Below are 17688 nucleotides of genomic sequence, written 5' to 3'. Positions count from 1 at the left end.
TGATGGCTACGCCTTCTTCTTGAAAATGGGGGTCAATGGTAACTGTTACTTTCATACAAATCCCTTCTAACATATTAACGTCAGGTAAGCGATCCGCTAGCAGGACTTCTTGCTTACAAGTCTATTAAACACTTTTTCAGGCATCAAGACAAGGCTTTTCGCATATTCGGTCAGTTTGTCTGTTTATCTGGTAGAAGACGGTATCTTTAATGGAGCTGGAGCACAAGGTTTTATAAAGGTAGGGCTTCCTTGTAGATATGGTATAATAGTTCTACCTATGCGCGTATAAAACATAAGAGGGGAAGCTATGTCACAGATTATCGAATTACCAGAAATTCTAGCCAATCAGATCGCTGCCGGTGAGGTCATCGAGCGCCCTGCTAGTGTGGTCAAGGAACTGGTTGAAAACTCCATCGATGCGGGAGCTAGTCAGATTGTCGTAGAGATCGAAGAAGCTGGCTTAAAGAGCATTCAAATCACGGATAATGGACAAGGGATTGCCCATGAGGAAGTGGAATTAGCTCTTCGTCGCCATGCCACTAGTAAGATCAAGAGTCAAGCCGACCTCTTTCGCATTCGGACACTAGGCTTCCGTGGCGAGGCCTTGCCGTCTATTGCCTCTGTCAGTGTCCTGACCATCCTGACAGCTCAGGAAGGAGCTAGTCATGGGACCAAGCTAGAGGCTAAAGGGGGCGAAATCACTTCTCTTGAGCCGGCGACTAGCCCTGTGGGGACTAAAATCACAGTTGAGGACCTCTTTTTCAATACACCAGCCCGCCTCAAATATATGAAGAGCCAACAGGCAGAGTTGTCCCATATCGTCGACATTCTCAACCGCCTGAGTCTGGCCCATCCAGAGATTGCCTTTACCTTGATCAATGACGGCCATGAAATGACACGGACGGCAGGGACGGGAAATCTCCGCCAAGCCATCGCAGGAGTCTACGGCCTCGCTACTGCCAAGAAAATGGTTGCCATCGAGACAGGTGATTTGGACTTTGAAGTGTCGGGCTTCGTCTCTTTGCCAGAACTGACCCGGGCCAATCGCAACTACATCAGCCTCTTTATCAATGGTCGTTACATCAAGAATTTCTTGCTCAATCGGGCCATCTTGGATGGCTACGGCAGTAAACTCATGGTCGGACGCTTCCCGATAGCGGTGATTAATATCCAGATTGACCCCTATCTAGCCGATGTCAATGTCCACCCGACCAAGCAAGAGGTGCGTATTTCTAAAGAACGAGAACTAATGGCCTTGATCTCCCAGGCCATTGTCTCCGCTTTGAAAGAGCAGGATCTGATTCCAGATGCTCTAGAAAATCTAGCTAAGTCAACGCTTCGTCGAACAGAAAAGCCAGTCCAGACCAGCCTCCATCTAAAAGAAAATAGCCTCTATTACGACCGAGACAAGGGAGACTTCTTTGTCCGTCCAGAGGTTGGGGAATCCCAACCAAGTGGTGAATTGATCCCAGAGCAAACGGTTCTCTTTGCCCCAGAAGAGGGAAATCAGGAGGCTAAATCACCAGCCATCAAATTCGCGGAGCGAAAGGCGCCTCAGTATGATCAACTTGACCACCCAGAGTTGGATCTAGCTAGTCTAGACAAGGCTTATGACAAGTTGGAAGGAGAAGAACATTCGACCTTCCCAGAGTTGGAATATTTCGGTCAGATGCATGGAACCTATCTCTTTGCCCAAGGAAATGGGGGCCTCTACATCATTGACCAGCACGCGGCCCAAGAGCGGGTCAAATACGAAGAATACCGGGAGAGCATCGGGGACGTAGACGGCAGTCAGCAACAACTGCTAGTCCCTTATATCTTTGAGTTCCCTGCAGACGATCTGATCCGCCTGCAACAGCGCAAGCACCTTCTAGAAGAAGTGGGCGTCTACTTAGAAGAGTACGGAGCCAACCAGTTGATCTTGCGGGAGCATCCGATCTGGATGAAGGAAGAAGAGATCGAGTCGGGTATCTATGAAATGTGTGACATGCTCCTTTTGACTAAGGAAGTGTCCATCAAGAAATACCGGGCTGAGTTGGCCATCATGATGTCTTGCAAACGCTCCATCAAGGCTAACCACACACTGGACGATTACTCCGCACGTGATCTCATCTACCAACTGTCCCAATGTGACAACCCTTATAACTGCCCCCACGGCCGTCCCGTCTTGGTTAACTTTACCAAGTCCGATATGGAAAAGATGTTCCGACGCATTCAGGAAAATCACACCAGCCTACGGGAATTGGGCAAGTATTAAACAAAGAATAAAGGAAGATTATGTACGAATACATTAAAGGAATTTTAACGAAAATCACTGCTAAATACATTGTGGTAGAAACAGCTGGAATCGGCTATCTCTTGCATGTGGCCAATCCTTATGCCTACTCTGGAAAAATGAATCAAGAGGTGCAAGTCTATCTGCACCAGGTGGTTCGGGAAGATGCTCATCTTCTCTATGGTTTTGCGACCGAAGAAGAGAAACAGCTCTTTTTAAACTTGATCTCAGTCTCTGGGATTGGACCTGTCTCAGCTCTGGCTATTATCGCTGCAGATGACAATGCAGGCCTTGTCCAAGCCATCGAAAGCAAGAATATTACCTACTTGACCAAGTTTCCGAAGATCGGCAAGAAAACAGCCCAACAGATGGTCTTGGATCTGGAAGGTAAGATCAATCTTGACCTAGAAGATGCACCGGCTCAGTCCAAAGCCAAAGTTGCAGAAGAAAACCAAGCCCTTGAAGAAGCTATGGAAGCTATGTTGGCATTGGGATACAAGGCAACGGAGCTTAAGAAAATCAAGAAATTCTTTGAAGGCACGACGGATACAGCAGAGAACTATATCAAGTCTGCCCTTAAGATGTTGGTGAAATAATGGGGATTGCCCGAATCAATCTAGTTGAAGCAAAGAACAGTAGCAACCATGTCAAGATAAAGTTTAAGAACGGGAAGATTGATACACTATGGCTACACTGTACTGTTTTTCCATTGTTTTGTAAAAATTGTCAACAGAGCCAAATAGGATTATTCTTGCATAGCGGTTCTCGCTATGGTCAAGTTGGCTCACTTCCTTGTGAATTTTGTGGTGCAAGTATTGCCATAGTAGATTATGACAATATAGTGGAAAGTATAAAAGTGAATGATGAATCTTGTTCTTTCGAGAAACTCTACCTGTTAGGTGCAGACTATATTGAATGGTTTGAAGAATGGTATGGGATAACAATGGCTCCAGAAAGCTTATTTGAAGGTTGGACTAATTGGGTGTCTGTAGACCAGCTGCGAGAACAGATTGAAACATTAACTGGAATAGAAACAGATGATGGTGTAAGGTATCAAACGGACGAGAGATTTAACCCTCTGCCACCAGATATTAATCGTTGGATTAATTTATTGGATAAGTCTACTGTTCCTTTGCCTGACTACGTTTCAAAGATAGGAGAATAAGATGCCAAAACGTTGTGGCTGGGTTAAAATGAACAACCCGCTTTATGTAGCCTACCATGATGAGGAATGGGGACAGCCTCTCCATGAAGACCAAGCACTTTTTGAGTTGCTCTGTATGGAGACCTATCAGGCTGGATTATCTTGGGAAACGGTGCTCAATAAACGGCAGGCTTTCCGTGAAGCTTTTCATGGTTACCAAATTCAATCTGTTGCAGACATGACTGATGAGGAACTGGAAGATCTGATGAATAATCCAGCAATTATCCGCAATCGTGCCAAGATATTTGCGACGCGCACCAATGCTCAAGCATTTCTACAAGTTCAGAAGGAGTATGGTTCTTTTGACACCTATCTTTGGTCTTTTGTAGATGGGAAAACCATCGTCAATGATGTCTCGGACTACAGTCAAGCACCAGCTAAGACGCCTTTATCTGAGAAATTATCCAAGGACCTCAAAAAACGTGGTTTTAAGTTCACCGGACCAGTCGCTGTTTTATCCTACCTACAAGCAGCAGGCCTGGTTGATGACCATGAGAATGATTGTGAATGGAAAAGTGGCAAGTAGTTAGTACAGATAGCGAAAGTATTTGAGAATATAGAAAAAGCTGAGAAATTCATCTCAGCTTTCTTTGTTATAGTCAAAGCGAATGACTTGCTCCGTTGCATCTACATACGCGTGGACTCCAAAGGGAACAATTGTTCTTGGAGTTGCGTGTCCGACATTCAGATTATAGACAATCGGGATATTGCTATCAATGGTGTCCATTAAAGCCTCCTTATAGTCGTCATAGAAGGTTTCATCCATAGGTTTTCCGACCAAGAGTCCACTGATGACCTCGAATATACCAGTGTCCTTTAAAGTCCGCAACATCTTTTTGAAGTCTTCAGGATTAGGCTTTTCTTCACTTGTTTCTAGCAATAGAATCTTTCCTTCCCAGTCGGATAAGTCAGGGAAAAGTTTGTATTTTTGGCAGAGGTCTGTGCTATCTGCGTGTAGAGAGTTGTCAAAAATATCATAGAGAGACTCAAGACAACCACCGAGGATTTCTCCCTCAAACTGAGCATTGCCTTGTAACAAGTCAAAACCTGTATTTGCGTGGCTGACACGAGGTGTTCCCAGAGCCTTGGGACTATAATCAGTCCGTTCCTCATACCAAACGTTACTAGGGCGGATTTCTGAGATTCTACCAGTCTCAATTAATTCTTTAAAGTAGTGGCAGCTATATGGCAACATTTCTTTGTCTAATTCACAAATGTCTGCTAAAAAGGATTGCCCATAAAAAGTCTTGATTCCTAGTTTATGCAACATGAGATGGTTCATGGTCGTATCCGAGAAGCCAAGAAAAATCTTTTGCTTGATAACCTTTTGTAGTTGGTCATTTTCAAAAAGATAAGGTAGCAAGCGATAAGTATCGTTTCCACCGATGGCGCATAGGATCATGTCGATACTATCATCAGAAAATGCCTGAATCAAATCCTCCGCACGAGCTTCGGGATGTTCTTTGATAAAGTCTAAGCCTTTTAGTGAATGAGGTAAAAAGATAGGATTGAGTCCGAGGTCTTTGAGTCGTTGGACCCCCAAGTCCACTTCGTGCTTTACAAAGTCCTCTCCGATAATCCCACTAGATAAACTTATAATACCAATAGTAGAAACCACATCTCATCCTCCTAGAAAAAATTGATGCTATTGTATCACAAAAAATGAGGGGAAACAACAAGAATTAGAGCCAGAAGAAGGCTTTTAGATCAAGAAAGAAGTAAAAAAGCAACCGCTCGATATGGTTGCTTCAGAATATAGATAAGCTCTATCAACAATAGAAAATAGCCCTTTAGAAGTTGATTACCACATAGTTAAAACTCTTGGGAATGTTGATGTAATAGTGTTTCTAAGAATTTTTTACTTTATACTCTAAAAGAAAAAGATTGAAGAAAGTTGTCCAAAATGGACTTTATCTTCAATCTGTTTTTTAAATAATTTAGGAAATTGTGTTAAAATGAAATGAAAATTACGAATAGTATAAGTAGGAGGCACCATGAAGGCGGAAATTATTGCAGTTGGAACAGAAATTCTAACAGGACAAATTGTCAACACCAATGCTCAATTCTTGTCTGAAAAATTAGCTAGTTTAGGGATTGATGTCTATTATCATGTGGCGGTAGGAGACAATGAAGGTCGTCTCTTCTCGACCATTGAGACGGCTTCAAAACGCAGTGATTTGGTGATTTTATGTGGTGGACTTGGGCCAACAGAGGATGATTTGACCAAGCAAACCCTTGCTAAGTTTTTAGGGAAAGAACTGGTTTTTGATACGACAGCGCTTGCCAAACTCGACACCTTCTTTGCAAGTCGCCCTGATTATGTCCGGACGCCCAATAATGAGCGACAAGCACAATTGATTGCCGGTTCAATCCCCCTTCAAAACCGTACAGGTCTCGCGGTTGGAGGTTTGATTGAAGTCAATGGTGTGACCTATGTCGTTCTACCTGGTCCACCAAGTGAGTTAAAACCCATGGTCAATGAACAATTGGTGCCTCATTTGACAACAGGGGAAGAGCTTTTTTCAAGAGTCTTGCGCTTCTTTGGGATTGGGGAAAGCCAGCTAGTTACGATCCTAGCAGATATCATTGAAAAGCAGAGTGATCCGACGGTTGCCCCTTATGCCAAGACGGGAGAAGTAACCTTGCGTCTATCTACAAAGGCGAAGGATCAAGCCTCAGCGGATGCTAAGCTCGATGTCTTAGAAAAGGAAATCTTATCCCGTCATACTCTGGATCATCAACCCTTGCAAGAGTTGTTTTACGGTTATGGAGATGACAATTCGATGGCCAAGGTTGCCTTTGATCTCTTGAAAGGGACTGGTAAGACCATTACAGCTGCAGAAAGCCTGACGGCTGGCCTGTTCCAAGCGACTTTGGCAGATTTTTCAGGGGCGTCCAGCATCTTCGCGGGTGGTTTTGTCACCTATAGTTTGGAAGAAAAAAGCAAGATGTTGTCTATTCCAGCTCAAGAGTTAGAGCAACATGGAGTGGTGTCTCATTTTACAGCTCAAGCCATGGCTTCACAGGCCCGTAAGTTAACAGGATCCGATTATGGTGTTAGTCTGACCGGAGTTGCGGGGCCAGATAGTCTAGAAGGGCACCCAGCAGGGACTGTCTTTATCGGACTTGCGACTCCAAATGGAGTGGATAGTGTCCAAGTCAATATCGCTGGACGTAGCCGGGCGGATGTCCGCGAAATTGCAGTTCTTCATGCCTTTAATTTGGTGCGCTTGGCTGTATTAAATGGTGAAAATTTGGTATAATGAAACTTGTGCCAAATGAAGAATAATTCTAAAAATGGATAGGAAATGTGCCTTTCAAATGACGGAAAACGTCAGTGAGTTGCATGCATTTCCTGTATAGTAAAAAATAGGAGAAAAGAATGGCGAAAAAACAGAAAAAATTAGATGATATCTCTAAGAAATTTGGAGATGAGCGTGAAAAAGCGCTCAATGATGCTCTAAAGTTGATCGAAAAAGACTTTGGTAAAGGATCCATCATGCGTCTGGGCGAACGCGCAGAACAGAAAGTTCAAGTCATGAGCTCTGGTTCCTTGGCTCTTGACATTGCCTTGGGTGCTGGTGGTTATCCAAAAGGTCGGATCATCGAAATCTATGGTCCAGAATCATCAGGTAAAACAACCGTTGCCCTCCATGCAGTAGCGCAAGCACAGAAAGAAGGAGGCATTGCTGCCTTTATCGATGCCGAGCATGCCCTAGATCCATCTTATGCTGCAGCTCTTGGTGTTAACATTGATGAACTCCTCTTGTCTCAACCAGACTCAGGAGAACAAGGACTTGAAATTGCTGGTAAATTGATCGACTCTGGTGCGGTTGATTTGGTCGTAATCGACTCTGTTGCTGCCTTGGTTCCACGCGCAGAAATCGATGGAGATATCGGTGACAGCCACGTTGGTTTGCAAGCGCGGATGATGAGCCAGGCTATGCGTAAGCTTGGAGCTTCAATCAACAAGACCAAGACCATTGCTATCTTTATCAACCAATTGCGTGAAAAAGTTGGGGTCATGTTTGGGAATCCAGAAACCACACCTGGTGGTCGTGCCCTGAAATTCTACGCTTCTGTTCGTCTAGATGTTCGTGGAAATACTCAAATCAAAGGTACTGGGGACCAAAAAGATACCAACGTTGGTAAGGAAACCAAGATCAAGGTTGTGAAGAACAAGGTGGCTCCACCGTTCAAAGAAGCCATGGTTGAAATCATGTACGGAGAAGGAATTTCACGTACAGGCGAATTGCTAAAAATTGCAACAGACCTTGATTTGATCCAAAAAGCAGGGGCTTGGTATTCTTATAACGGTGAGAAGATCGGCCAAGGTTCTGAAAATGCTAAGAAGTACTTGGCAGACCATCCAGAAATTTTTGATGAGATTGACCACCAAGTGCGCGTGCGCTTCGGTTTGATCGATGATGACACTGCTGTAGTTGCACAAGATGAAGTAGCTGAAAGCCCACTTCTTGAAGAAGTAACACTAGATCTTGATGATGCCATTGAGATTGAAGAGTAATTTTTTTTAAAATAGGTCGAAAGACTGATGGTTTTTATGGTATAATATACTACAATGTTATTATCGTGTGGCGAAAGGAGTGCATGCATGATTAAAATTTACACAGTTTCAAGTTGCACGAGTTGTAAAAAAGCCAAAACTTGGCTAAATGCTCATCAGTTGATCTATAAAGAACAAAACCTTGGTAAAGAAGGGATTACAAAAGAAGAATTACTCGATATTTTGACCAAAACAGAAAATGGCATTGCAAGTATCGTTTCTTCAAAAAACCGATACGCTAAGAATCTAGGTGTCGATATTGAAGACCTCAGCATGAATGAAGTCATCGATATCATCTTAGAAACACCACGAATCTTGAAAAGTCCTATCCTAGTGGATAACAAGCGACTTCAAGTTGGTTATAAGGAAGATGATATTCGGGCCTTTTTACCACGCTCTGTACGAAATGTTGAAAATGCAGAGGCTCGCTTAAGAGCAGCCTTATAAGAACAAGTAGCCAAACATTGAGCTACTGAGAAGAGTCGAGATGTCAAGATCTCGACTTTTTCTTTTGTATCTGGCCAAAGAATCCACGAAAAAATGGTTGTAAGAATGTTTTTGCTGGGCATTCTATGGTACAATACTTCTGTGGGGAAAATCCCTTTTATAGAAGCTTATCAAAGGAGAAAACATGAAAAAGAAGCTTATTTGTCTCGGAGTCTTGCTCCTGACGCTGACAGCTTGTGGACAGAAGAAACATGGGAAAACCGATTCTTCCAGTGTTCAAAAATCCAACAGTGCTAAAATTGAATCGTTCAATAAAGAAAATCGAAATTTGTTAGAGAAGGCTGAAGAGCAGCAAGTCTTTACCAAACATTTTGTCCTTCCGACAGATGAGAAAGGTATTCGCCAAGAGCAGACCATCACCTATCAAGGGGAACAATTACAAAAATTGGTCATGACCAATACCACTCCTGCTAGTGATGAATTGAAAAAAGCCATTCAAGAGGTCGGCCTCGAAGAAGCCCAACGATTGATGGTGGAGTCGATGGACAAGGATGAACAACTCAAACAAGCCCGGACTCTTCCAGGCTTTACCATTGAACTGACCGTACCAAATGAAAATGAATACCAAACGGTCATCACCTATGATTTCACCCAGTTGGATACTAAAAAAGCGGTTGAGTTAGAGTACTTCAAATCGGCTAATATTGCAGATTTGTTGAAGTTGACACCAACAGAATATATGAATAATCTACTCCGTAATGGAGCAAAAGAAGAATAAGGAGAAAACATGAAAAGATTTCTATTACTGGTCGTTGCTGGATTGCTTATCTTGGTAGGTTGTGGAAATTCTCAATCAAAAGGGGGCAACTCCCTATCGAAAGATAGCGTCATCACTCGGACCTTTAAGATTGACAGAGATGTTGATGAGGTTGATGTGGTAGGTAAACAGGAAATCACAGTGACCGTATCCTACCAAGGAAAGAAATACAAAAAAGTTTCCATCAAACTAGCGACTCATGTGTCGGACGAATTCAAAGCTGAAATCAAGAAGATGATTGATGCTGAGGATGATAAAGAAGGTGCCAAGCAAGCCTTGATCGAAGGTTACGAAGGAGAAGGTGGCATTGATGAATTGAGAGACTACGATGGAATCACCGTGACATCAGATTGGACAGGTGAAGCAATGGTCTCTGAGATTGAGATTGATCCTGATAAAGTAGACTTCGATGACATTAAAAACAGCGAAGACTTGGGAGAAATTTGCAAAATGATCAAGACCTATTCTCCAACGCTCTTCATCAAAAACATGGAAAAGAATGGCTTTAAAGAAGTAAAATAAAGTCATTGAAAACTGCAGAAGATTGCTTTCGGAAACAAGTGATGAAAAGTCCAAGAAAGCCCATGAAATCAGTAATTTTCGTTTGAGAAAGTATGGAAATTATGATATAATAGTATGAATATAAAGAAAGAGGGTGGTATTGTGGGATTTACAGACGAAACAGTACGTTTTAATCTTGACGATTCAAACCGTAAAGAAATTAGTGATACATTAAAGGATGTCTACTTATCTTTGGATGAGAAGGGCTACAATCCAATCAATCAAATCGTTGGTTATGTACTCAGTGGTGATCCTGCTTATGTACCTCGTTATAACAACGCTCGCAACCAAATTCGTAAGTACGAACGAGATGAAATTGTTGAAGAATTGGTTCGTTACTACTTGAAAGGGCAAGGGATCGATCTCTAATGAGAATTATGGGACTAGACGTTGGCTCGAAAACTGTCGGAGTAGCCATCAGTGATCCATTAGGTTTTACTGCTCAAGGTCTGGAGATTATTCAGATTGATGAGGAGAAAGGAGAGTTTGGTTTTGACCGTCTCTCTGAACTGGTGAAGGAATACCGGGTTGATCGTTTTGTCGTTGGTTTGCCGAAAAACATGAACAACACAAGCGGTCCTCGAGTGGAAGCGAGTCAAGCTTATGGAAAGCGCCTTGAAGAGTTATTCAACTTGCCGGTTGAGTATCAAGATGAGCGTTTGACGACCGTTGCCGCAGAGCGGATGCTGATTGAGCAAGCGGATATTAGCCGAAATAAGCGAAAAAAAGTAATTGATAAATTGGCTGCCCAGTTGATTTTGCAAAATTATTTAGATCGAAAATTTTAGAAAAAAGAGGAAATAAGATGGCACACAATCATGATCATGACCACAACCATGACGAACGCGAATTGATTACATTGGTAGATGAGCAAGGAAACGAAACCTTGTTTGAAATCCTTTTGACCATTGATGGAAAAGAAGAATTTGGTAAAAACTATGTTCTTTTGATTCCTGCAAATGCAGAAGAAGATGAAAACGGTGAAGTAGAAATCCAAGCTTACTCATTTACTGAAAACGAAGACGGAACAGAAGGCGACCTTCAACCAATCCCAGAAGATTCAGATGATGAATGGAACATGATTGAAGAAGTCTTCAACAGCTTTATGGAGGAGTAAAAATGTTCAGTGAACATTTTTACCCTTGCGCTAGAAACAAGGACCGCAAGTAAGTCCAGTGGATGTTTTTAGCCCTGCTTCAAGAAACAAGAAAAAGCAGGAAGTCCGGGGGACGTTTTTAGCCCAACTTCTAAAAATATTGGAAGTGAAATAAGAAACCAAAGAAATAGCAGAGCGTGAGCCAGCAACAAGGCTTGATCGCTCTTTTCTTTTAGGAGAAAGATATGAATCAAATTGAAGAATGGATGAATAGCCGAATTGGACTCAATTTTCGTTCAGGCTTGGGGCGGATGCAACAGGCTGTAAAGCTCTTAGGGGACCCTCATGAAGCTGTTCCGATGATCCATGTGACGGGGACCAACGGTAAGGGCTCGACCATTGCGTTTATGCGCCAGCTATTCCAACAACATGGCCTAAAAGTCGGGACCTTTACTTCTCCGCATATTGTTAGTATGCATGATCGGATTTGTATCAATGGGCAACCAATTTCGGATCAAGATCTGATTCGCTTGGGTCAGAGCATCCAAGCGATGGAGTCTCAGCTTCTCGAGACCCACGACCAACTCTCTTACTTTGAGATCATCACCCTCTTGGCCTTTTTGTATTTCCATGAACAAAAAGTAGACCTGGCCTTAATCGAGGTTGGGATCGGAGGCCTCCTTGATACGACCAATGTCATCACAGGAGAGGTAGCAGTGATCACCTCAGTAGGGCTGGATCATCAGGAGACCTTGGGAGGAAGCCTAGAGGCCATTGCTAGGCAAAAAGCTGGGATCTTTAAAGCCGGGAAGCCGGCTGTTATCGGTCCACTGGCTAAAGAGGCTGAGCAAGTCTGCATAGAAAAGGCCCAGGCAATAGGCTGTCCGCTGGCTCGCTATGGAGAAGATTTCCAACTGGTGAAGGGCGTCTTTCAAGATGCGCAGCATCGGTTTGACTCACTGAAAATTGGGCTCAATGGAGCTTATCAGGAAGAGAATGCTGCGGTGGCTCTCGAAGCCTTTCTCCTCTTCATGGAGCAGAGAGGTCTGGCGGTCGATGAAAACGGTGTTCGGGAGGCTTTGCAAGCGACTAGCTGGCCGGGTCGTCTGGAAAACTTTAGCCAAGGCATCTATCTAGATGGCGCTCATAACCCCCATGCCATCCATCGCTTGGTCGAATATGCCCGCACTTTTTCAGATAAGCGCGTGAAGATCCTCTTTGGTGCTTTAAAACGCAAGGATTACCAGGGAATGTTGGAGATCTTTGCAAACGATTTGCCGGAGGCGGACTTGACGGTGACGACCTTTGCTTATGGGGAAGTGGTCCAAGAGGCGGATGGCTTAGGCTATCCTTATGTGGCGGATTTCAGAGATTATTTGCAAGATTTTTATAGCCGACAAGATGGTCAAGAGGTGCTCTTTGTCACTGGCTCTCTCTACTTTATTTCCGAAGTTCGCGCATATCTATTAGAGCAGGGAAAGAATCCTTTATAGGTAGCAACTCTCATCGGCCAGTCATAAAGATTGACCAAAAACAGGCTCTAACGTATACTAAAGGTGAGCCACAAATGAACGGGGAAGTCCGTTGAAAAGTTGGCGCGAAAGGAGACCATCCATGGCAAAGAAAGTAACTGCTTTATTAGCAACAGCTACAGTCCTCCTACTTGGAGCGTGTTCAAACCAGCAAACACCATCGCAAACGAACACGTCATCAAGTGCGACGACCACAACGGCAACTTCTTCTCAACAGATAACGACTAGTCCGCAGGTTAATCAAACAGGTCTGGACGGAACCTATATAGGAATGGATGAAAGCGATCAAGTGACCCTCGTCATCGCTGGTGATTCAGGGACTTGGACGGCTGTAGAGGCAGATGGAGAGCAAGAGCTGAAACAGGTCAAGCTAGATGCTGCCAACCAGATCCTCTTTATCGGAGATGATGGCTATCGCTATCAATTGGAGGGGCAACAACTGACCCTGAAAGAAGCGGATCAAGACTTGGGTAATCAGGATACGATCGTTCTGACCAAGCAATAAACTAGCAGAAGTGAGAGTGGGACAGAAATCGGTAATTCGTTAGCATTCGATTTCGTCGTCCCACCTCCGCACAGTTGAGTAGGGCTGTGAAAGCTGATGAAATCAGCGTAGTAGAGCCCACTCAACCACTGCGTCTTGCTCGATAATCCAAAGACAATTGAGAGGCTAGGACTTTTGTCCCAGCCTCTTTTTTCATTTTATCGGGTTTGCGCTCCCTTCTTAGAACTGGTATACTAGTAGGGATTATAAAAGAAGGAGAATGAGGGTGAGTTTTCGAAAGATTCGATTGTTAATGTCCAAATATGGGTTCAGTATCCTCTTTATGGGGTTTGAACTCTGGCTGTCCTTTGCGGCCTTCTTTTGGTTAAATGAATGGTTCCCCAACTGGATGTCTGTCACCATCATGGTCCTTTTGTATATCTCGACCATTTTGGCGATCGTCAACCGAAATATGCCTCCAGAGAGCAAGGTGACCTGGCTCTTAATCGCCGTCATCCCTGTCTTTGGTTCCCTTCTTTACCTCATGTTTGGGGAACGGCGTCTGTCCAAAAAAGAAATGGTCCAGTTGGAAAATATGGAATCCATGAATTTCCGTGAGGACAACAGCCGTGAGCTTCGCCTGCAATTGAAAGAAGAGAGTAAGAGCGTCTATGGGATGGTCAAGTCTATTCTGTCCATGGACCACAACGCAGACCTCTACAATGGGACGGCTTCGACCTTTTTCCCACTAGGGGACCAGATGCTCCCACAATTGTTGGAGGATTTGCGCTCAGCCAAGAAATTTATCTTTCTCGAATTCTATATCATCGAGGAAGGTCTCATGTGGAACAGCATCCTAGAGATTCTACTTGAGAAAGTCAAAGAAGGGGTCGAAGTGAAGCTGCTCTACGATGATATTGGCTGTATGGCGACCCTGAAGGGAAACTACACCAGACGCTTGCGCAAGTTAGGCATTGATGCCCATAAGTTTAACAAGGTGGTGCCACGATTGACGGTGGCTTATAACAATCGAGACCACCGCAAGATCCTGGTCATTGATGGCCAGATTGGCTATACGGGTGGCGTTAACCTAGCGGATGAGTATATCAACCAGAGAGAACGCTTCGGTCATTGGAAGGATAGTTCAGTGCGCTTGGACGGTCGAGCTGTCAAGGCCTTGACGCGACTCTTTCTCATGAACTGGTACATCAACCAGGGAGAGATTGAAGATTTCGATAAATACCATATGGAAAACCAAGCGGTAGATGGAGAAGGCTTCTATATCCCCTTTGGGAGTGGACCGAAACCCATCTACAAGTCCCAGGTTGGTAAGTCTGTGTATCAGAATATCATCAATCAGGCAACAGACTATGTCTACATTACGACCCCTTATTTAATCATTGATTATGATTTGACCGAAGATATTCGAAATGCGGCTCTCCGTGGTGTCGATGTACGCATCGTGACCCCTTTCATTCCGGATAAAAAATTGATCCAAATCGTTACACGAGGGGCTTATCCAGACCTGATGGAAGCAGGGGTGAAAATTTATGAATACACCCCAGGCTTTATCCATAGCAAGCAAGTATTGGCCGACGATGAAGTCGCAGTAGTCGGGACCATTAACTTTGACTATCGGAGCCTAGTTCATCACTATGAGAATGCTGTCTGGATGTATCGAAGCCCAGAATTGACCAAGATCCGAGCAGATTTTGAAGAGATATTCTCCGTATCTCAGCAGATCCAGTTGGACACTTTCCGGATCACCTGGTACCAGCATTTGATCAAAGAAATTATGCAGTTATTTGCGCCCATGCTATAGGCGATAGGCGATTAGATCCCTTCTCAAGAGAAGGGATTTTTTTATTACGAAGGAGAGACAAAATATTACAATTTCTTTACATAGGTTTGTCTAAGAATGTTCAAGGGGGCTATTTTTGGTATAATGAACATAATCTATAAAAAATAAGGAGAACTTATGAAAAAGCTCGTAAAATATGGTGTCTTACCAGCCTGCTTGTTGTTGTTGGCAGCTTGTTCGTCAAAACCAGCTACTGAGAAAAAACCAGCCAAAGAGGACAAGGTAGAACAATCTAGCGAATCAAAAGAAGAAAAAACAAAAAAACAAATTGAGAAAGATGGAGATATCATTCTTCGTGCCATCTTCACTGACCATTCTTCTGGTTTCACAACTTTGATGGGAACATCAGTTGACAAGTGGAAAAAACAAATTACTGAAAAATTTGTTGATGAAAATGCATCAAAATATCTACCTGCAGAAGACTTCACGCTTGAACTGACAACTGAAACATTCACTCCAGAAAAAATCTTGGAATTGTTTGACCAAGCTCGTTTCAAAGTGTTAGCAACGATTGGTGATGACTATGAAATTACTAAGGTTGAAGACGAAGGAGATACTGCGACAGTTACCTTCAAATCTCGTGCGATTGCAACACGTGACTTGGCTAACTTAATCAACCGTGCAAAATCTAGTCTGTTTGAAAATGGAATTGAAGATGTTAAAAAATTAGAAGACAACACAGATCCAGATCTAGAAAAACGCTTGTCTCTATTGAACAACTTCTTGTTCTACTATGCATTTGACCGTTTGAATGAAGACTTTGGTTACATCGAACCACGCGAGTACACTTTGGAATTGACTAAAACCAAAGAAGGACGTTACATCCTTAGCGATGAAAGCTTCCTTGAATTGCGTAAGGAAATCTTTGTAAACGAATATTCTGCTGATGGAGCTGAAACTCGTAAAGGAAGCAATTCCTCACAGAGTGACTCAACTAGCAAGGATTCAGATACAAGTTCAACCTCAAAAGATAAAGTATAAATCTATACAAAAGGTGAGTTTTCTCACCTTCAGATTGAAGATAAAGTCTTCCGAAAAACTTTCCTTAGGTGAGTGCGGACGTCAGCGAACTTCGAAGAAGTTCCATGACTTAGTTTTGAGCCCCCTCGCTCTTTAATTTCTGGGCTCGGGCTAAAACAGTTTCCCAAACTGTTTTACTCTCAAAACTCCCGAGTGCCTGAAACTATTGTGTTTCAGGCACTTTTCTCACAGCGGAAAGTTTTTAATCTTCTTAAATGGCAAAATAAATCATTTTTGAAGAGTAACTAGCTGTTTTATGTAAAATAATAGTTTATCTACATTCAAAAAGGTGAGGAAACTCACCTTTTTTATTTACTCATTTCTTTGTCCCATATTGCTGTACAGAGAGCTCAGAATAGTATAAAATTAATAGTGGAGAATTGGGCCTAGATTCCGATTTTTAGGATGATTTTATGTTATAATATTTAAGAAAATAGTATGGGGGATAAAATGAATCAAAGCAGAAAAAACAAACGCTCAACTAGAACTAGCAGTTGGGATCAGCTACGGATTGTCAATAGCGGTCTCTGGGTCTTAACGCTACTTGTGGCTGGGCTCTTTCTTTATAATGTCTTTAGCTACAATATCCTAGCCTTCCGCTATTTGAATATCCTTGTGACGGCCTTGCTGGTTGGCGGACTTTTTTTAACCTTGGGTTTGATCCTTGCAGGCAAGGCTAAAAAGATGACGCTATTTTTATTGGTCCTAGGCTTGCTAGGAACCTCTGTGGGAACCTATGTTACCCAACAGTTGGTCGATGTCGCTGGAAATGTGAACAGAAATGCCAATTATACGGAGTTTGAGATGGCTGTCTATGTTAAAGCAGATAGTCCAATCCAAGATATCAAAGAAATCAGCAGTGTGGCAGCGCCTACGGGGAATAATAATGCAGATGATCTGATGGCCCTAGTAGAGGAAGTGAAGAAAACGCGCCAGCATGACCTGACCATCGAAGATGTGGAATCTTATGCGGCAGCCTACCAGGCCCTACAAGAAGACAAGACGAAAGCCATCGCCTTGAATAGTACCTTTGAAGATACTGTAGCAAGTGTGGATGCTGACTACGCAAAAAAAATAAAGAAAATCTACTCTTACAAGATTCGTCGCCAAGTGGAAACCAAGGCAAAGGCAGATGCCAATGCGGATACCTTTAACATCTATGTCAGCGGGATTGACACTTACGGTCCAGTCACTTCGGTTTCTCGGTCTGATGTCAATATTATCATGACGGTCAATCGAAAGACCAAGCAAGTCTTGCTGACCACGACTCCGCGTGACGCCTATGTTCCAATTGCTGATGGCGGGAACAACCAAGGGGATAAGTTGACCCACGCTGGGATTTACGGAGTAGATGCGTCTATTCATACCTTAGAAAATCTGTACGACATCAAGATTGACTACTATGTCCGCTTGAACTTCACATCCTTCTTGAAGCTTGTCGACCTCGTCGGAGGGATTGATGTAGAAAATGATCAAGAGTTTACAAGTCTACACGGGAACTACCACTTCCCTGTAGGGAAAGTCCACTTGAATTCGGAACAGGCCCTTGGCTTTGTCCGTGAACGCTACTCTCTCGAAGGTGGAGACAACGATCGTGGGAAGAACCAAGAAAAAGTCATCGCAGCCATTATCCATAAATTAACATCGACCAAAGCATTGAGCAATTACAACGAAATCGTTTCTGGTTTACAAGATTCCTTACAAACCAATATGCCCTTGCCAACCATTATGAATTTGGTCAATACACAGTTGGAGACTGGTGGAAGCTACAAGGTGACTTCACAAGCTGTCACTGGACAAGGACGAAATGACTTGCCTTCATATGCG

At 43.3% G+C, this 17688-nt stretch carries 18 protein-coding genes; 17 read left to right on the top strand and 1 reads right to left on the bottom strand.

Annotation, left to right across the window (positions count from 1 at the left end):
- Positions 1–307: 307 nt before the first annotated feature.
- The 4 genes from mutL to ACLOR3_RS02780 are packed head-to-tail and all read left to right on the top strand — an operon-like array spanning position 308 to position 4005.
- Positions 308–2257, top strand: a complete 1950-nt coding sequence (gene mutL / locus ACLOR3_RS02795; RefSeq protein ID WP_411400173.1) for a DNA mismatch repair endonuclease MutL — start codon at positions 308–310, stop codon at positions 2255–2257.
- 20 nt (positions 2258–2277) lie between these two features.
- Entirely contained in the window at positions 2278–2871 is a 594-nt protein-coding gene (gene ruvA, locus ACLOR3_RS02790; RefSeq protein ID WP_003009115.1) for a Holliday junction branch migration protein RuvA, read from the top strand.
- A complete protein-coding gene (locus tag ACLOR3_RS02785) occupies positions 2871–3440 on the top strand; it encodes a hypothetical protein (protein WP_411400172.1) in 570 nt (189 codons plus the stop codon). The genes ruvA and ACLOR3_RS02785 overlap by 1 nt, the downstream gene beginning before the upstream one ends.
- Position 3441: 1 nt before the next feature.
- The gene (locus ACLOR3_RS02780) at positions 3442–4005 is read left to right on the top strand and encodes a DNA-3-methyladenine glycosylase I (protein ID WP_411400171.1); all 564 of its coding nucleotides are present in this window, start codon (positions 3442–3444) and stop codon (positions 4003–4005) included.
- A gap of 54 nt (positions 4006–4059) precedes the next feature.
- Here the strand turns inward: ACLOR3_RS02780 and ACLOR3_RS02775 are convergent, their stop codons facing one another.
- Positions 4060–5097 (bottom strand): S66 family peptidase, encoded by a 1038-nt coding sequence (locus ACLOR3_RS02775; RefSeq protein WP_125826775.1) that lies wholly within the window; start codon positions 5095–5097, stop codon positions 4060–4062.
- 376 nt (positions 5098–5473) lie between these two features.
- Between ACLOR3_RS02775 and ACLOR3_RS02770 the strand changes: the two genes are divergently transcribed.
- From ACLOR3_RS02770 to cpsA, 13 genes are all read left to right on the top strand, one after another.
- Complete coding sequence (locus ACLOR3_RS02770; RefSeq protein ID WP_411400170.1) at positions 5474–6742, top strand: competence/damage-inducible protein A; 1269 nt, start codon at positions 5474–5476, stop codon at positions 6740–6742.
- A 119-nt stretch (positions 6743–6861) separates the two neighbouring features.
- Positions 6862–8004: a recombinase RecA gene (gene recA, locus ACLOR3_RS02765; RefSeq protein WP_125335103.1), complete on the top strand. Its 1143-nt coding sequence runs from the start codon at positions 6862–6864 to the stop codon at positions 8002–8004.
- A gap of 87 nt (positions 8005–8091) precedes the next feature.
- Entirely contained in the window at positions 8092–8490 is a 399-nt protein-coding gene (gene spx / locus ACLOR3_RS02760) for a transcriptional regulator Spx (protein ID WP_006595399.1), read from the top strand.
- Positions 8491–8674: 184 nt separating this feature from the next.
- Positions 8675–9268, top strand: a complete 594-nt coding sequence (locus ACLOR3_RS02755; protein ID WP_314369303.1) for an SP0191 family lipoprotein — start codon at positions 8675–8677, stop codon at positions 9266–9268.
- A gap of 9 nt (positions 9269–9277) precedes the next feature.
- Entirely contained in the window at positions 9278–9829 is a 552-nt protein-coding gene (locus ACLOR3_RS02750) for an SP0191 family lipoprotein (protein ID WP_411400169.1), read from the top strand.
- A gap of 141 nt (positions 9830–9970) precedes the next feature.
- Positions 9971–10237, top strand: a complete 267-nt coding sequence (locus tag ACLOR3_RS02745; RefSeq protein ID WP_006597020.1) for an IreB family regulatory phosphoprotein — start codon at positions 9971–9973, stop codon at positions 10235–10237.
- Positions 10237–10656, top strand: coding sequence for a Holliday junction resolvase RuvX (ruvX, locus tag ACLOR3_RS02740; RefSeq protein WP_023027379.1), 420 nt, complete (start codon positions 10237–10239; stop codon positions 10654–10656). The genes ACLOR3_RS02745 and ruvX overlap by 1 nt, the downstream gene beginning before the upstream one ends.
- 17 nt (positions 10657–10673) lie before the next feature.
- Positions 10674–10985, top strand: coding sequence for a DUF1292 domain-containing protein (locus ACLOR3_RS02735; protein WP_006595405.1), 312 nt, complete (start codon positions 10674–10676; stop codon positions 10983–10985).
- Between the two features lie 224 nt (positions 10986–11209).
- Entirely contained in the window at positions 11210–12457 is a 1248-nt protein-coding gene (locus ACLOR3_RS02730; RefSeq protein WP_411400168.1) for a bifunctional folylpolyglutamate synthase/dihydrofolate synthase, read from the top strand.
- A 121-nt stretch (positions 12458–12578) separates the two neighbouring features.
- Positions 12579–13001: an SP_0198 family lipoprotein gene (locus tag ACLOR3_RS02725; protein ID WP_411400167.1), complete on the top strand. Its 423-nt coding sequence runs from the start codon at positions 12579–12581 to the stop codon at positions 12999–13001.
- A gap of 265 nt (positions 13002–13266) precedes the next feature.
- Entirely contained in the window at positions 13267–14802 is a 1536-nt protein-coding gene (cls, locus tag ACLOR3_RS02720; protein WP_195324244.1) for a cardiolipin synthase, read from the top strand.
- A 156-nt stretch (positions 14803–14958) separates the two neighbouring features.
- Positions 14959–15822: a hypothetical protein gene (locus tag ACLOR3_RS02715; RefSeq protein ID WP_195324243.1), complete on the top strand. Its 864-nt coding sequence runs from the start codon at positions 14959–14961 to the stop codon at positions 15820–15822.
- A 489-nt stretch (positions 15823–16311) separates the two neighbouring features.
- The coding region (gene cpsA, locus ACLOR3_RS02710) for an LCP family glycopolymer transferase CpsA (protein ID WP_412036970.1) at positions 16312–17688 on the top strand (1377 nt) is incomplete at its 3' end.

It is taken from the genome of Streptococcus intestinihominis (genome assembly GCF_046824975.1).
Lineage (GTDB): Bacteria > Bacillota > Bacilli > Lactobacillales > Streptococcaceae > Streptococcus.
Note: the sequence above shows the minus strand (reverse complement) of the source record. Positions and strands in the feature narration are given on the sequence as shown.

What these genes read in the sequence shown, in the direction of transcription:
- ruvA (WP_003009115.1), top strand. Translation starts at nt 2,278, where the DNA reads ATGTACGAATACATTAAAGGAATTTTAACGAAAATCACTGCTAAATAC.
- ACLOR3_RS02755 (WP_314369303.1), top strand. Translation starts at nt 8,675, where the DNA reads ATGAAAAAGAAGCTTATTTGTCTCGGAGTCTTGCTCCTGACGCTGACA.
- mutL (WP_411400173.1), top strand. Translation starts at nt 308, where the DNA reads ATGTCACAGATTATCGAATTACCAGAAATTCTAGCCAATCAGATCGCT.
- ruvX (WP_023027379.1), top strand. Translation starts at nt 10,237, where the DNA reads ATGAGAATTATGGGACTAGACGTTGGCTCGAAAACTGTCGGAGTAGCC.
- ACLOR3_RS02750 (WP_411400169.1), top strand. Translation starts at nt 9,278, where the DNA reads ATGAAAAGATTTCTATTACTGGTCGTTGCTGGATTGCTTATCTTGGTA.
- ACLOR3_RS02730 (WP_411400168.1), top strand. Translation starts at nt 11,210, where the DNA reads ATGAATCAAATTGAAGAATGGATGAATAGCCGAATTGGACTCAATTTT.
- ACLOR3_RS02725 (WP_411400167.1), top strand. Translation starts at nt 12,579, where the DNA reads ATGGCAAAGAAAGTAACTGCTTTATTAGCAACAGCTACAGTCCTCCTA.
- ACLOR3_RS02785 (WP_411400172.1), top strand. Translation starts at nt 2,871, where the DNA reads ATGGGGATTGCCCGAATCAATCTAGTTGAAGCAAAGAACAGTAGCAAC.
- ACLOR3_RS02770 (WP_411400170.1), top strand. Translation starts at nt 5,474, where the DNA reads ATGAAGGCGGAAATTATTGCAGTTGGAACAGAAATTCTAACAGGACAA.
- spx (WP_006595399.1), top strand. Translation starts at nt 8,092, where the DNA reads ATGATTAAAATTTACACAGTTTCAAGTTGCACGAGTTGTAAAAAAGCC.
- ACLOR3_RS02715 (WP_195324243.1), top strand. Translation starts at nt 14,959, where the DNA reads ATGAAAAAGCTCGTAAAATATGGTGTCTTACCAGCCTGCTTGTTGTTG.
- ACLOR3_RS02735 (WP_006595405.1), top strand. Translation starts at nt 10,674, where the DNA reads ATGGCACACAATCATGATCATGACCACAACCATGACGAACGCGAATTG.
- recA (WP_125335103.1), top strand. Translation starts at nt 6,862, where the DNA reads ATGGCGAAAAAACAGAAAAAATTAGATGATATCTCTAAGAAATTTGGA.
- ACLOR3_RS02780 (WP_411400171.1), top strand. Translation starts at nt 3,442, where the DNA reads ATGCCAAAACGTTGTGGCTGGGTTAAAATGAACAACCCGCTTTATGTA.